Origin of the sequence: Rhodococcus sp. SMB37 (genome assembly GCF_004345605.1) — a bacterium.
Taxonomy (GTDB): domain Bacteria; phylum Actinomycetota; class Actinomycetes; order Mycobacteriales; family Mycobacteriaceae; genus Rhodococcus.
Genome location: NZ_SLVY01000007.1, coordinates 35565 through 49415 on the forward strand (window position 1 = coordinate 35565; position 13851 = coordinate 49415).

A 13851-nucleotide genomic window follows, 5' to 3' on the forward strand; every position below is an offset into this window, starting at 1 on the left:
ACCGTTTTGTCCGACATCATGCCCTATGGGATTCCGGAATCAACTATGGGTCCGCCAGATGGTGGTATAGGCCCGGGTGAGCACCGTCAGGGCCGCATCCTCGGCCGCGGTGGACGCTGTCAAGGTGCGCTGCTGGACCGCCGCGAGCCGCTGCGCCGCTGCATCGCGAATCGCGCCCGGAGGCGCCGACGCGGGCAGTCGCAACCGTTCCGCGAACGTCCGGCCACGCAGCAGGTCGGCCAACTCCGCGACCAGCGGCGCGGAGGGATCCGCCCGCAGCAGCGCCCGCAGCGCCCGCAGCAACAGCACCGGGGTCAGCGCCGGATCGTTCTCGAGCGCGTACGCGATCGATCGGATGTGGTCGCGAGCGGGATGACTGTAGGCGAGCGAGTCGATCTCCTGCAGGATCCGGCCGGCTCGTTGCAGCACCGCGTATTCGCGCAGCGACGTGTGCAACACCTCGCGGAGACGACCGATTCCCGACCGTTCGGTCAGCCAGGCCCCCAGTGCGTGCGCACCACCCGTGGCCACCTGACGTCCATGCACGAGCCCGTACTCACCCACGAGGTCGAGCAGTCGCTCGACCGTCGGTGGGTCCACCGGCATGGGGTCGCCGACGTCGATGATGTCGAACAGTTCCCCACCGGGCGGTCCCGCCAGCGAACGCAACGCCCGCGCATCGGTTTCGGTGAGCCGACCCGTGTGGCTGGTCTCCGCGAGCAGGCCCGCGACGGGAATCACCGAGCCGACGAGTCCGGGTAGCTGCGCAGCCAGCACAGCGGCATGGCCGGCGGCGTGCGCAAGCGGGTCGCGGCGGCCCAGCGCTCCCTCCCCGAATCCGTCGGCGCGAGAGAGCACCCCGAGCGTCGTCAGCGGGGTGAAGCCCAGTTGGTGCAGGAAGTCGACCTCGTCGGCGCGCGGTGCAGAATCGAACAGGAAGATCGCCGCGTCGGCATCCACCGACGCCGTGCGGGTCTGCTCGTATCCGTCGATCAGTGCACGCCGTGTAGTGGCAGCGTTGTCGACCGTCAGCGTCGCGAGCCCCGGAGTGTCGATGAGGGTGATGTCCGACAACGACTGGGACGGGAGAAACCGCTGCACATAGGCGATTTCGGTGGGAGGGAAAGCCGGTTCGACGGTCCCCCCGAAACTCAGGGGTTGCGGTACGACACTGCCGTCGAGCTTGACCACCTCGGCCCGCGACGGCGCCCCGTTGCTGTAAACGGTGACGACGTTGGTTGCCTCGAGTGCTGCGGTCTCCGCCAGTGGCGCACCGATCAGCGCATTGACCAGTGTCGACTTACCGGCCTTGAGGCGACCGACGACCACGATGCGCGGCGGCGAGAACAGGATCGCCCCGATCCGCGACGCATGCGATGGAAGGTCGCCGCCCAGATTCGCGAGGGAGTGCAGTGCCGATTCGATCCGAGCATGCACCGGGTCGTTGCTTCGCTGGGGGCCCCCACCCTGATGCATCAACTCTGTGCCCCTGAACTCTGTGTCCCTGTCTTCTGGGCCCCCGAATTCTGGGACCCTGCCAACAACTTCTCGATCGCGTCGATCCGGTTCTGCACGATCTTCCGGTTCTTCTTCAACCGCTCGAGGGTCTTCTCACGTGTGGCGGCGTCCAGCCGGGCCGCTTCCTGCGCTTCCTTCAACTGACTCTGCAGATCCTCGATCCGGCTCTTCAGGTCGTCGCGGTGGCGCAGCACGATCTCCGGCCGACCCACCGACAACGCAGACTCGAGCATGCGCGAGGTGCCTGTGCGGGTCGCGGCCAAGGTCTCACGCAACCAGTTGAGCAGGTTGGTCTTTCCCGTCCGCATCGCTTTGTAACCGAGATTGACGGCCACCCACACCACCCCGGCCACAGCCCCCACACCGATGACCGCACCGAGCATCGACGTACCGATCATGCCCATCGTCAGCACACTCGGGTCGAGCAGTCCCTGACGCTTCGAGCCCACCTCACCCGCACTGATGGTGGTGCCGGTCTGCATCGCGGCCCACACGAGTTCGCGGATCTCCGACCACTGCGGTGAATTCGGGCCGAACAGTTCCGCGACGATCGCTTCGAGACGTTCGAGGAACACCTGCGCGGCCGATTCCATCGCCGCGAGCAGATCGGTCTGCATGTCGGCGGTGAAACTCTGTGCGCTGCGCCGCATCACCTCGAGTGACGACTTGTTGACCCGGGTCGTCCACTGTTGCTTGATCCGGTCGAGTTCCTCGTCGAGGTGGGCGAGTGCGGCCTGGCGGGCCAGCGTCAGATCCCGGGCGAGGTATTGCTCCCACTGCTGCGACCGGTTCTTCAGGTCTTGCAGGCGGTCGCGCTCGGCAGTCAGGTCAGCGGTTGCGGTGGCGCTGTCCTCGATGACCGCGATGTCCGAGGCGACCCGTTCGTCGACGCGGCGAAGCCCTTCGAGGAGGGTGCGGAGCGCGTCGGCCTGGGGAAGTTCTGCTCTCGCGTCGAGCAGGGCATTGATCTGCGCGCGCAGTTCGACGATGCCCGACGCCCGCTCGGCCCGGTCCCGCGCGGGACCCGGCGGCATCTGTGCGGCGAGTGCGGCACGCAGGCTCGACACACCCAGCACCGGAATCTGCCGCTGCAGGTGACGTTCGATCAGCGCGCGATCCTCGCCCACGATGGGGCGCCAGCGGCGCAGGTTCTTGTCGGTCTTGGTGACCGCGACGACCACCGATTCCACAGACGCGGCCGCATCGCGCAGGAAGTTCATCTCAGGTTCGGTCAGCGGTGTGGAGGCGTCGCACACCATGACCAGCACCGAGGCCTGGCGCGCCGATTGGGTCGCGAGCGCCGTGTGGGAGGCGACGAGCCCGCCGGAGCCCGGGGTATCCACGACAACGGCTCCGCCCAGGACGGGCTGTGCAGTCGCGACGACCGCCCCGGTCGGAAGGTCCTCGATCGTGGGGTCGCAGACGCGCGCACCGGTGCTGGTGATCCAGTCCGGGAGCTCGGCGCGAGGAATCGGCACGCTCCGGTCGGCGTACAACAGTTCGGCCGAACCCGGCGGGTGTCGGTCGTCGGGCGGCACGAACCGCACCGCTGCCGATGTGGTGGTCTCGACGGCGGACGGCGACGCATCGAGCTCCCCGACGAGCGCGTTGACCAGCGCACTCTTACCGCGCTGGACCTCACCGACGACCACGACGGTGCGGCGCTGCACAGACGCATTCGATTTGGCCGAAGCAAGCTCGGCCGTGGCGTTCCGTCCGTAGGCGCGCAGCACCTTGACCGACGCCTCTATCAGCACATCCACATCGACGACCTCGGAACGAGCCGTCGTGGCAGTGGATTGCGCGGGCTGTGTGGTCTGGGTTCCGGTCACCAGCGCCTCCTCTCCTGCACCGGAAGCGACAGTATCGGACACCGGAAAACCGGGCATTACCGGACATCGCAGGCACGACGCCCACCCTGCTGTGACGGCCCGTCACGTACAGTGCCCAGCATGACGTCCGAGACACTCGTCACAATCACGGACGGTGCCGTCCGAGGAGTCCGCAACGGCGACCTCCTCGCGTGGCGAGGCATCCCCTACGCCGCGCCGCCGGTCGGCCCGCTGCGATTGCGTGCGCCGCAGCCCGTCGAGCCCTGGTCGGGTGTCCTCGATGCGACACGCTTCGGGAACGCTGCGAGTCAGCATCCGCGCGGGCTCGTGACCGGCGCCGGCACCCGGGTCGCCGCCAGTGAAGACTGTCTGACGCTCAACGTACTCGCCCCGTCGGGCCGCGCCCACACGCCCCGGCCGGTGATGGTGTTCATCCACGGCGGCGCCTTCACCATGGGCACCAGTGCATTGTCGCTGTACGGCGGGGCATCCCTCGTGCGCGGCGGCGACATCGTGTACGTCTCGCTCAACTACCGTCTCGGCGCGCTCGGCTATCTCGACTTCACCGAGTTCTCCGACGTCTCGCGCCCCTTCGATTCCAATCTCGGCCTACGTGATCAGGTGGCCGCACTCGAATGGGTACAGCGCAACATCGCCGCGTTCGGCGGAGACCCCGACAACGTGACCATCTTCGGCGAGTCCGCAGGCGGCACGTCGATCACCACGCTCCTCGCGACCCCTGCCGCGCGTGGGTTGTTCGCGCGCGCGATCGCGCAGAGCCCCGCTCCAGGGCTGGTGAACACCGTCGACCGCGCCCGCGAGTGGGGTCGGCGCTTCGTCGAACTGCTCGGCGCGGACACCGACACCGCGGTGAAAGCACTGTCGGAGACGACCCCCGCCGAACTGGGCCGTACCGGATCACGCCTCGGCGCCTCGGTGCTGCGTTCGACGCCGGGACTGCATCCGTTCGGTCCCGTCGTCGACGGCGACTACCTGCCGATTCCGCCACTCGAGGCCTACGAAACGGGCGCTGCGCACGCGGTACCGCTGATCATCGGCACGAACGACCGCGAGGGTGCGCTCTTCCCGCGTTTTCTCGATGCGCTCCCCACCGATCCGCGGCGGATCGAGCGGATGTTCGCGGGTACCGACCCCGACGCGCACGATCGCATCATCGCCGTCTATCCCGGCTACCCCTCCGAGCGTGCCGCCATCGACCTCGGCGGCGACACCACCTTCTGGTATCCGTCGGTGCAGATCGCGCAGGCCCACGCGCGACACGCACCGACGTTCGCCTACCGCTACGACTTCGCTCCCCGGCTGCTGCGGTGGACGGGTTTCGACGCCACGCACGCCGTCGAATTGTTCGCCGTGTTCGGACAAGCCGACGAACTGGTGGGCAGGCTGCTCACCTCGGTGGGTGGGCGTCGCGATCTGCGGACGGTCTCCGCATCGGTACAGCGCCAGTGGCTGCAGTTCGCGCGACACGGCGAACCGTTGCCGTCGTGGCCTCGTTACGACGAGACCCGCCGCGCGACCGTGGTGTTCGACGTGCCGACCCGCGTGGAGCACGATCCTCGCAGTGAGCGCCGGCTTGCCTGGGAGGGCTATCGGGGCTACGCCCCGGCGCTCGGGTACACACAGCCCTCATGTAGCACTGGGCTCACATGAAGCGGGTTCCCACATGGACACCGTGAGCAGGAACACGACATCTTCCAGCGCTTCGACGCTGTGCCGCTCCGCCGGGATGATCAGCAGATCCCCGGGCGAGCCCTTCCACGAATTCGCTCCCGCGATCAACTGCAGCTGACCGGTGAGGATCTGCAGGGTCGCCTCGCCCGGGCTGTCGTGCTCGCGCAGTTCCCGCCCGGCCTGGAGCGCGACGACAGTCTGCCGCAGGCTCTTGGCGTGTCCACCGAACACGGTGTGCGAGCTGCGTCCACTACTCGAGGTGGCGGCAAGTTTCAGTTGCTGTCTGGCCAGCGCGGTGAGCGAGAGCTTGTCCATGGTTCGCAGTATGGCGTACCGGAAGACCCGACACTCAGCTTCGGATGTACCTGATCCACCGGAATCGAGTTCCGGAAGTCGAGATCGTCCACTCGCCGGTGTCCGTGGGGGTCCACTCCGGCCCGATCACCGGTGCAACGGCGTCGCCGTCGACCTCGAGATCCACCTCGGTGACGAGCAGCTGCGTCGCGCGGTCCATCGCCTGCGCGTAGATCTGACCGCCGCCCATGACAACGACCTCGCCGTCGCCGGCAAGGGTCAGTGCATCGTCCACATTCGACGCGGTGACCGCACCGTCGGCAGTCCACTCGGGATTACGGGTGACCACGACGTTGCGGCGACCGGGCAGCGGCCGGAATCGTTCCGGCAGCGAATCCCATGTGAGCCGGCCCATCACGACGGGCCTGCCCATCGTCGCCTTCCTGAAGAACGCCATGTCTTCCGGGACGTGCCACGGGATCGCGCCGTCGCGGCCGATCACGGCGCCGTGGGCCTGCGCCCAGATCAGCGTGACGTGGTCGCTCACACGGCCACCGGTGCCTTGATCGCGGGGTGGTGCCTGTAGTCCACGATCTCGACGTCCTCGAATCGATAGTCGAGAATCGAGTCGCGTCGCGCCAGCTTCAGCGTCGGGTACGGGTATGCCCCGCGGCTGAGCTGCTCGGTGACCTGCTCGATGTGGTTGTCGTAGATGTGGCAGTCGCCGCCGGTCCAGATGAACTCGCCCACCTCGAGTCCGGTCTGCTGCGCCACCATGTGAGTGAGCAGTGCGTAGCTGGCGATGTTGAACGGCACACCGAGGAACATGTCGGCGCTGCGCTGGTACAGCTGACAGCTGAGCTTGCCGTCGGCGACGTAGAACTGAAAGAAGGCGTGGCACGGCATCAACGCCATGTCGTCGAGATCCGCGACGTTCCACGCCGAGACGATCATGCGACGCGAATCGGGGTTGTTCCGGATCGTGTCGATGACGTCGGCGATCTGGTCGATGTGCCGCCCGTCCGGTGTCGGCCACGAGCGCCACTGGACACCGTAGACGGGTCCGAGTTCGCCCTCGTCGGACGCCCACTCGTCCCAGATCGTCACTCCGTGCTCCTGCAGCCACTTCACGTTGGAGTCGCCGCGCAGGAACCACAGCAACTCGTAGACGATCGACTTGAGGTGGACCTTCTTCGTCGTGATCAGCGGGAAGCCCTGCGCGAGGTCGAAGCGCATCTGATGCCCGAACACGCTGCGTGTGCCGGTACCGGTGCGGTCGGACTTCGGGGTCCCGGTGTCCAGGACGAGGCGCAGCAGGTCTTCATACGGAGTCGGGACAGTCACGAGCAGCAGTCTATGCGGCTCCGCCATCCGTGCGCGTTTCTGGTCGTCAGGGCCACTCGAAACGCGCACGGGTCGTAGCCTGAGAGGCATGCCGGAGCTCCCCGAGGTGGAAGCACTCGCCGTGTTCCTCCGCGAGCACGCTGTCGGATCCGTGGTGGGTCGCATCGACGTCGCGGCCCTCAGCGTGCTGCAGACCGCCGACCCGCCGATCACCGCGTTGCAAGGCCACGACATCACCGGCGCCCGCCGACTCGGCAAGTTCCTCGTCGTCGAGTGCGGCGAGCTGTCGCTGATCACCCACCTGTCGCGGGCAGGGTGGATGCGATGGCTCGACGAGCCGTCGCAGACACCACCGAAGCTCGGCAAGGGGCCACTGGCGCTCCGCGTACACCTGTTTCGCCCCGACGCCTCCGCCCCCGCCTTCGACCTCACCGAGGCAGGCACCAAGAAGCGACTTGCGGTGTGGGTCGTCCGCGACCCCGCCCAGGTTCGGGGTATCGCACGACTCGGACCGGACGCTCTCGACGTGACCGCCGACGAGTTCGGTGAGCTCCTCGGGGGCAGTACCGCGCGACTGAAGACGCTCCTCGTCGACCAGTCGGTGCTCGCGGGGATCGGCAATGCATACTCCGACGAGATCCTGCATGTCGCCCGGCTGTCTCCGTTCGCCACCGCGTCGCGTCTTACCGACGAACAGGTCACCGCGCTCTACGACGCGATGCGCTCGGTCCTCACCGACGCTGTCGACCGGTCGGTGGGTCAGGACGCCGCCCGCCTCAAAGGGGAGAAACGCTCGGGTCTGCGTGTGCACGCCCGGGCGGGGCTGCCGTGCCCGGTCTGCGGCGACACCGTCCGCGAGGTGTCGTATTCCGAACGGTCCTTCCAGTACTGCCCTACGTGTCAGACCGGGGGGAAGATCCTCGCTGATCGCAGGATGTCCAGGCTGCTGAAGTAAGGTCTGCCGACGTGGATCTCTCGACCCGGTCGAGCGCGGCGGTCCGGTCGCTCGCACCCGGCTACTTCGCACTCGTCATGTCGAGCGGCATCATCTCGATCGGACTACACCTCCGGGGATTCGACGTCGCATCGCTGACGTTGCTGATCATCGCGGCCCTGGCCTACGCGGTACTGGTCGTGCTCTCGACCTGGCGACTCGTGTCGTTCCGGAGTGCCCTGCGCTCGGACATGGCCGATTCGTCGCGGGCATTCGGGTTCTTCACCTTCATCGCAGGCAGCAACGTGCTGGGTGTGCGCCTGATGATGCAGGGCTGGCATTCGACCGCGGCGGTCCTGCTCCTCGTGGCCTCGGTGACCTGGCTCGTCCTCGGATACGTCATTCCGTGGACCGCTGTCCTCGGCACCACGGAACGTCCCGTGCTCGCCAAGGCCAACGGCACCTGGTTCATCTGGGTGGTGGCGAGCGAATCGGTCGCCATCGCCGCCGCCGCATTGCAACCCGTCTACGTGGATCTGGACCGCCTGTTGGCCGCGGTCGCAGTGTTCGCGTGGGCGGTGGGCCTGTTCCTGTATGCCGCGGCCGGGATCTTCGTGGCCGCGCGGATGCTGCAATATCCGCTGCGCCCCACCGATCTGACCGCACCGTACTGGGTCGCGATGGGGGCGTGCTCGATCACGGTCGTGGCCGGAGCGCAGATCGTCGAGATGGCCGATGCGCCCATGGTCGATGCCACCCGGGGCCTGATCGCCGGCCTTGCCGTGGTGATCTGGGCATTCGCCACGTGGTTGTTCCCGCCGCTGATCGCAGCGGGCTGGTGGCGGCACCGCGTTCACAAGGTGCCGCTCACGTACGACTCGTCGCTGTGGTCGATCGTGTTCCCCCTCGGCATGTACGCCGTCGCGGGGATATATCTCGGCCGCGCCGACGACCTGCCGCTCGTCGGCGCGGTCGGTGAAGCCGAACTATGGGTCGCGGTGGCGGTGTGGTTACTCGTGTTCACTTCGATGCTGCACCACCTGTGGACCACGCTCCTGCGCCCCCGCGTCACACCCGCAAAAATTCCTTCCGACCGGAATGTTCCCTAAGCCCGGTTACGGTGGTCTGGTGAGCGTCGAACTCCTGGACACCGACATCGTGCACGGCCACCTGCACATCCCCGACGGGAAGCCTCGTGGCGCGATAGCCCTCACCCACGGCGCCGGCAGCAACAGCGACGCGAAGATCCTGCAGGTGATGTGCGACCGCTTCGCCGAGCGGGGACTCCTCGCGCTGCGTTACGACCTGCCGTTCCGGCGACGCAAACCGAAGGGTCCTCCACAACCGGCCCGCGCCGCGGAGGACCGATCCGGAGTCGCCGACGCTGCCGCCGCGCTACGCGAACGGCACACGGGACCGATCCTGGTCGGCGGTGTCTCCTACGGGGGCCGGCAGACATCCATGCTCGTGGCGGAGCAATCCGAGATCGCGGACGCACTCTTACTGTTGTCCTACCCGTTGCATCCCCCGGGCAAGCCCGAGAAAGCCCGAACCGAACATCTGCCCGGCATCACGGTGCCGACGTTGTTCGTGCACGGCGCCCGCGACCCGTTCGGCACTCTCGACGAGGTCCGCGCCGCCGCAGCACTGGTGGCCGGGCCGACGACCCTTCTCGAGGTGCCGGCCGCCGGTCACGATCTGAGCCGTGCGAAGACCGACCCGTCCGACGCGGCGGTCACCGCGGTACTCGACCTACTGGGAGACTCCCTGTGAACGACATGCCCGACGCGGTCACCGAAGCGCCGATCGACATCCTCCTGACCGAACTGCGTGACCGTCTCGACGACGCCGCCACAGCACCGGAGACTCTGCGCAGCCTGCTCGAGGCGGTGCTCGTGGTCGGGTCGGGGCTCGAACTCGACTCCATGTTGCAACGCATCGTCCAGTCCGCGGTGTCGCTGCTCGATGCCCGGTACGGCGCACTCGGTGTGCGCGCAGCCGACGGTGGCCTGTCGGAGTTCGTCTACGAAGGCATCAGCACCGCACAGCGCAGCAGAATGGGCCACCTGCCGGAAGGCCGCGGCATCCTCGGTTTGCTGATCAACGATCCTCGCCCGGTGCGACTGGCCGATCTGTCGAAGCACCCGGCGTCGATCGGTTTCCCGCCGAACCACCCACCCATGAAGTCCTTCCTGGGCACTCCGATCATGATCCGCGGCAAGGTGTTCGGCAGCATCTACCTGACCGAGAAGCTCGGCGAGCCGGAGTTCTCCGTGGAAGATGCGGTGATCCTGAAGGTACTCGCGACGTCCGCCGGCATAGCCGTCGACAACGCGCGACTGTTCGAAGATTCACTGACCCGCGAACGGTGGCTCGCGGCGATGGCCTCGATCAACGCACGTCTACTCGTGGGCGGCTCGGTCGACGACACACTCGGCCTGCTCACCGGCCAGGTCCGCGAACTGGCCCGCGGCGCCGGAGCTTTCGTCGTCCTCGTCGACGGCTCACACGGCACGCTTCGCGCTGCATCACCGACGGCACCGGCAGCCGACACAGTACGCATCGACCTGACCGACACACCGGTGTTGCATGCACTCAGGACCCGGCAGGCGGTTCTCACCGATTCACTGGCCGGACTGCCGTCGGCCGGACACGGCAACGAGGGCAACGCGATCGTGCTGCCGCTGTCGGCGACCTCCACCATCACCGGCGTGCTGATCGTCACCCAGGAGGCCGGATCGGATCCGTGGGACGACGAAGAGATCGCACGACTCGACTCGATGGCGAATCTTGCAGCAGTGGCACTGGAATTCGCCGAGCAGCAACGCAAGAAGCGATTGCTCGACGTCCTCGCAGATCGCGACCGCATCGCGCAAGACCTACACGACAACGTGATTCAGCGACTCTTCGCCACCGGAATGAGCCTGCAGAGCGTCATGGCCCCCGGCGCAGACCCCGGCCGAGTCACCGACGTGATCCATCATGCCGTCGAGCAACTCGATCGGACGGTCCGCGAGATCCGCACGACAATCTTCGATCTACACACGGCCGGTGCCGCGGTCGGCACCAGCCTTCGGCGGAGATTGCTCGACGTCGTGGGTGATCTCAGCATTCACTCGGCAGTTGCGCCGAATGTCCAATTCATAGGCCCTATCGACACTTTGGTGCCCGACCGCATCCACCCGCACGCCGAAGCCGTGCTGCGCGAGGGCCTGAGCAATGCGCTGCGACACTCACAATCGGAGAACATCACGGTGTCCGTGACCGCAGATCACGACTTCCGGATCGAGATCGTCGACGACGGCACCGGCCTCCCGGACGCGCCGCGGCGAAGCGGCCTGGCCAACCTCGAACGCCGGGCCACACAATGCGGCGGGAAGTGCACCATCGGACCCGGCGACGTCAGTGGAACGCGGGTGTTGTGGAGCGCGCCGCTCTGAATCATCCTGCACCCGAGCAGGTTCAGGACTGTCCCTGCTCCTTGCCCTTGCGCAACTCGGTTGCCAGGACCGCGGCCTGCGTGCGGCGCTGCATCCCGAGCTTCGCCAGCAGCCGCGACACGTAGTTCTTCACCGTCTTCTCGGCGAGGAACAACCGCTCGGCGATCTCGCGGTTGGTCATCCCCTCGCCGATCAGCTCGAACACGGCCTTCTCCTGATCGGACAGCTCCGCCAGCGGGTCCGCGTTCCGCGACGCGCGGATCCGATTCATCAGCGCGGCGGTGGCGCGGCTGTCGAGCAAGGATCCGCCCTCCCCCACCGTGCGGACCGCCGACACGAGGTCGGTGCCGAGGATCTGCTTGAGCACGAATCCCGACGCGCCGGCCATGATCGCGTCGAACAGCGCCTCGTCGTCGGAGTACGACGTGAGCATCAAAGCACGCAATTCGGGCATCCGGGTGCGCAGTTCCCGGCACAGTTCGACACCGTTGCCGTCGGGAAGCCTGACGTCCAGCACCGCGACGTCGGCGCCGCTTCCCGGGATCCGGGCGAGCGCCTCGCCCACCGACGCGGCCTCACCCACGACGGTGAAGTCAGGGACGCTGCTGAGCAGGTCCACCAGTCCGCGTCTCACGATCTCGTGGTCGTCGACGAGAAATATGCGGGGCATCGCACGCACCTTTCGTTGAGCTCTATGGTGCCATCGTCGCAGCTCCCCACGACCGTCTGTGCCTCAGGGCCATTCGACGTCAGTTTCGGGACCTTTGCCCCTGCACCCTGCCCGCACCCATGCGCGACGCTCGTACTACACCGGGACATGTGTCGGTACCCGGCGACGACCGGATGGGGAGGGTAGCGATGACCGTCGATTCCGAAACCTGGTCGCCCAGCGATACGGAGATCATTGCGCGAGCTGTCATCGAAGCCCCGTCGGTCCACGACACACAACCGTGGAACCTGACGCTTCCCGGTTCCGCCGCGGAGCTCGAGGAACGTCTCGAATTCGCGGAGCCCGGCGCGGACCCCCTACGCCCCGATCGGCTCATCTCGTGCGGCACCGCCGTGGCTCATCTCGAGCTCGCGATGCGTGTCCTCGGCAGGCAAGTCCGCACCGACCTGTGTCCCTTCCCCGATCGTCCGGCCGTCATCGCTCGGATCGAGACGCTCGGGACATCCGTTCCGGACAGCTCGGACCTTCGGCTATACGCTGCAATCTCCCGTCGCAAGAGCCACCGTGAAGCCTTCACCGATATCCCTGTGCCCGCCGAGACCATCGGCGACGTCGTCGCCGCAGGCGCCCAGGTGCCCGGTGTCGGCATCCGCCTGCTGGCGTCCGACGAGGCCCAGGCTCTCGCCGACATGCTCACCTACTCGGCCGAGGCCAAGCGTCGCAATCCCCACTATCAACGCGAGATGTTCTCGTGGACGTCGCATTGGCAGCCGGAAGGCAACGCCGAGGTCGTCGAGGGTTGGGATGCCACGCTGGACGAGCACGGTGCCGCGGGCAAAGCCATGATCACCACCGATGTGCCCGACACATCGGCGCTGGCCACCGCGATCGACCGCGAGACCGTACTGCTGTTCTACGCCGCTTCCGCCGACCCGATCGATCTGGTCCGGATCGGGATGGCCACCGAACGTGCATGGCTGGCGGCCGTCGACGCCCGCCTCTCGGCGTCGGTTCTCACCCATCCGCTCCGAATCGAAGACTCCGCCGACCGACTCGGTGCACGATTGGGTATGGCCACCCCGCCACAGTTGATCATGCGCATCGGCTACTGACCGCCCGTGAGGAAGGGACCCCGAAGGTGACACAAGAACTCACCGGCATCGAACTCGAAGTGCCGTCGAACGCCGAGTTGTACCAGGTCGTTCTGGACATGGCACAGGCAGCGAAAGCCGGCAACACCTCGGGCTGGTTGGCGGCCCGCTACAGCGGTCTTCCACTCGAGGATCTCGCCTACACCTGCACGGAAATGCTGGGCATCCTGATCGAGAACAATGCGATCCGTGAGGGTGTGCACCCGGCCGACATGTGGCGTCGCCTGAGGACGGACGGCGTCGACGAGTTCGGCTGACACACCGCTGATCTCGCACAGTCTCATAGACCTGCAGTTACCGGTTCATCACTGCCCTCCGCGACCCGAGCACCTATCTGATCGCCGCCGCACTGTGCGAGGAAGAAGACGGCCCACACGATACCGTGCTGACGACGCGCGAGCGGGTTCGCCGATTCGTGACGATCTGTCATCGGCAGCCACGTCGGAAGCGCCTGAGGAATACCGGCCAGAGCGCGCTGACGTTCCTCGTGCTCGCGGTGGAGTTTCGCGATATCGTCCTCGGCTGGGCGTGCGGGCCCTGTCCACGAGAACAATGCGGGATCGAATACGCCGTCGAGGGTGGGGCTTTCGAGCTCCATCCAGTCCCCACCGCGCTGCCACCGCAGTGCGATGCCGAGTTCCGCGTCGAACACGTAGCTGACCGCTTGGTTCGCTCGCTGGTCGAGGGCGCGCACCTCCCAGCCGTCCCGGCCACGAACGCGGACTGCTCTGGGTGCACTCGGGCCGACGAAACCTTGGTCGTCGAATCCGCGAGTTGCCCGGGGAGGAAACACGTCGTAGGCGCGGAGAAGAAAGGTTGGCGAGGCACCCATGGTTGCGTATCCGGTGTTGGGAGACTTGACGGCGTGCACCATCGTGCAGTAGTTCGAGCCTCGGACCTGCTCCCACGTCGGCGTCATGATCGGAACGTACCCGACGGTGTCGGCTCCGATCGGAGTCTGAGCAGGCATTCCGGG

Annotated in this window: 14 protein-coding genes; 7 read left to right on the top strand and 7 right to left on the bottom strand. The window is 66.9% G+C overall.

Features of this window, described 5'->3' with window-relative positions:
- Positions 1–39: 39 nt before the first annotated feature.
- Together EV641_RS13225 and EV641_RS13230 are read right to left on the bottom strand one after the other, a co-directional pair.
- Positions 40–1437: a GTPase gene (locus EV641_RS13225; RefSeq protein ID WP_241997182.1), complete on the bottom strand. Its 1398-nt coding sequence runs from the start codon at positions 1435–1437 to the stop codon at positions 40–42.
- 38 nt (positions 1438–1475) lie between these two features.
- Complete coding sequence (locus EV641_RS13230; protein WP_241997183.1) at positions 1476–3350, bottom strand: dynamin family protein; 1875 nt, start codon at positions 3348–3350, stop codon at positions 1476–1478.
- A 120-nt stretch (positions 3351–3470) separates the two neighbouring features.
- Here EV641_RS13230 and EV641_RS13235 point away from each other — a divergent pair, with 120 nt between their 5' ends.
- The gene (locus EV641_RS13235) at positions 3471–5021 is read left to right on the top strand and encodes a carboxylesterase/lipase family protein (RefSeq protein WP_132472224.1); all 1551 of its coding nucleotides are present in this window, start codon (positions 3471–3473) and stop codon (positions 5019–5021) included.
- Here EV641_RS13235 and EV641_RS13240 read toward each other — a convergent pair.
- From EV641_RS13240 to EV641_RS13250, 3 genes are read right to left on the bottom strand one after another with little or no spacing between them, the layout of a single operon-like run.
- Entirely contained in the window at positions 4998–5357 is a 360-nt protein-coding gene (locus EV641_RS13240; protein WP_132472226.1) for a cupin domain-containing protein, read from the bottom strand. The two genes, EV641_RS13235 and EV641_RS13240, sit on opposite strands and share 24 nt — an antisense overlap.
- 34 nt (positions 5358–5391) lie before the next feature.
- Complete coding sequence (locus EV641_RS13245; protein ID WP_054720061.1) at positions 5392–5883, bottom strand: dihydrofolate reductase; 492 nt, start codon at positions 5881–5883, stop codon at positions 5392–5394.
- On the bottom strand, positions 5880–6680 hold the full coding sequence (locus tag EV641_RS13250) for a thymidylate synthase (RefSeq protein ID WP_054720065.1): 801 nt from the start codon (positions 6678–6680) through the stop codon (positions 5880–5882). Before EV641_RS13250 ends, EV641_RS13245 begins: the two co-directional genes overlap by 4 nt.
- Positions 6681–6768: 88 nt before the next feature.
- Between EV641_RS13250 and EV641_RS13255 the strand changes: the two genes are divergently transcribed.
- Genes EV641_RS13255 through EV641_RS13270 form a run of 4 tightly spaced genes read left to right on the top strand, consistent with a single transcriptional unit; the run spans position 6769 to position 11054 of the window.
- On the top strand, positions 6769–7635 hold the full coding sequence (locus EV641_RS13255) for a DNA-formamidopyrimidine glycosylase family protein (RefSeq protein ID WP_132472228.1): 867 nt from the start codon (positions 6769–6771) through the stop codon (positions 7633–7635).
- Positions 7636–7646: 11 nt separating this feature from the next.
- Entirely contained in the window at positions 7647–8723 is a 1077-nt protein-coding gene (locus EV641_RS13260) for a tellurite resistance/C4-dicarboxylate transporter family protein (RefSeq protein ID WP_277874499.1), read from the top strand.
- 19 nt (positions 8724–8742) lie between these two features.
- Entirely contained in the window at positions 8743–9387 is a 645-nt protein-coding gene (locus EV641_RS13265; protein ID WP_241997184.1) for an alpha/beta family hydrolase, read from the top strand.
- 5 nt (positions 9388–9392) lie between these two features.
- The gene (locus tag EV641_RS13270) at positions 9393–11054 is read left to right on the top strand and encodes a GAF domain-containing protein (protein WP_132472482.1); all 1662 of its coding nucleotides are present in this window, start codon (positions 9393–9395) and stop codon (positions 11052–11054) included.
- A 22-nt stretch (positions 11055–11076) separates the two neighbouring features.
- On the opposite strand, the gene EV641_RS13275 is transcribed toward EV641_RS13270, so the two are convergent.
- Positions 11077–11724 carry a response regulator transcription factor gene (locus EV641_RS13275; RefSeq protein WP_054712724.1) on the bottom strand — a complete coding sequence of 216 codons (648 nt, stop codon included), beginning with the start codon at positions 11722–11724 and terminating at the stop codon, positions 11077–11079.
- A 188-nt stretch (positions 11725–11912) separates the two neighbouring features.
- Here EV641_RS13275 and EV641_RS13280 point away from each other — a divergent pair, with 188 nt between their 5' ends.
- Both EV641_RS13280 and EV641_RS13285 read left to right on the top strand, forming a co-directional pair.
- Positions 11913–12836 (top strand): nitroreductase family protein, encoded by a 924-nt coding sequence (locus tag EV641_RS13280; protein WP_132472232.1) that lies wholly within the window; start codon positions 11913–11915, stop codon positions 12834–12836.
- Positions 12837–12862: 26 nt separating this feature from the next.
- Complete coding sequence (locus EV641_RS13285) at positions 12863–13132, top strand: hypothetical protein (protein WP_054712714.1); 270 nt, start codon at positions 12863–12865, stop codon at positions 13130–13132.
- Positions 13133–13155: 23 nt separating this feature from the next.
- On the opposite strand, the gene EV641_RS13290 is transcribed toward EV641_RS13285, so the two are convergent.
- Positions 13156–13845 carry a hypothetical protein gene (locus EV641_RS13290; protein WP_054712711.1) on the bottom strand — a complete coding sequence of 230 codons (690 nt, stop codon included), beginning with the start codon at positions 13843–13845 and terminating at the stop codon, positions 13156–13158.
- Between the last annotated feature and the right edge of the window lie 6 nt (positions 13846–13851).

Coding starts and splice junctions, on each gene's coding strand:
- EV641_RS13280 (WP_132472232.1), top strand. CDS start 11,913: ATGACCGTCGATTCCGAAACCTGGTCGCCCAGCGATACGGAGATCATT.
- EV641_RS13235 (WP_132472224.1), top strand. CDS start 3,471: ATGACGTCCGAGACACTCGTCACAATCACGGACGGTGCCGTCCGAGGA.
- EV641_RS13275 (WP_054712724.1), bottom strand. CDS start 11,724: ATGCCCCGCATATTTCTCGTCGACGACCACGAGATCGTGAGACGCGGA.
- EV641_RS13255 (WP_132472228.1), top strand. CDS start 6,769: ATGCCGGAGCTCCCCGAGGTGGAAGCACTCGCCGTGTTCCTCCGCGAG.
- EV641_RS13270 (WP_132472482.1), top strand. CDS start 9,393: ATGCCCGACGCGGTCACCGAAGCGCCGATCGACATCCTCCTGACCGAA.
- EV641_RS13290 (WP_054712711.1), bottom strand. CDS start 13,845: ATGCCTGCTCAGACTCCGATCGGAGCCGACACCGTCGGGTACGTTCCG.
- EV641_RS13240 (WP_132472226.1), bottom strand. CDS start 5,357: ATGGACAAGCTCTCGCTCACCGCGCTGGCCAGACAGCAACTGAAACTT.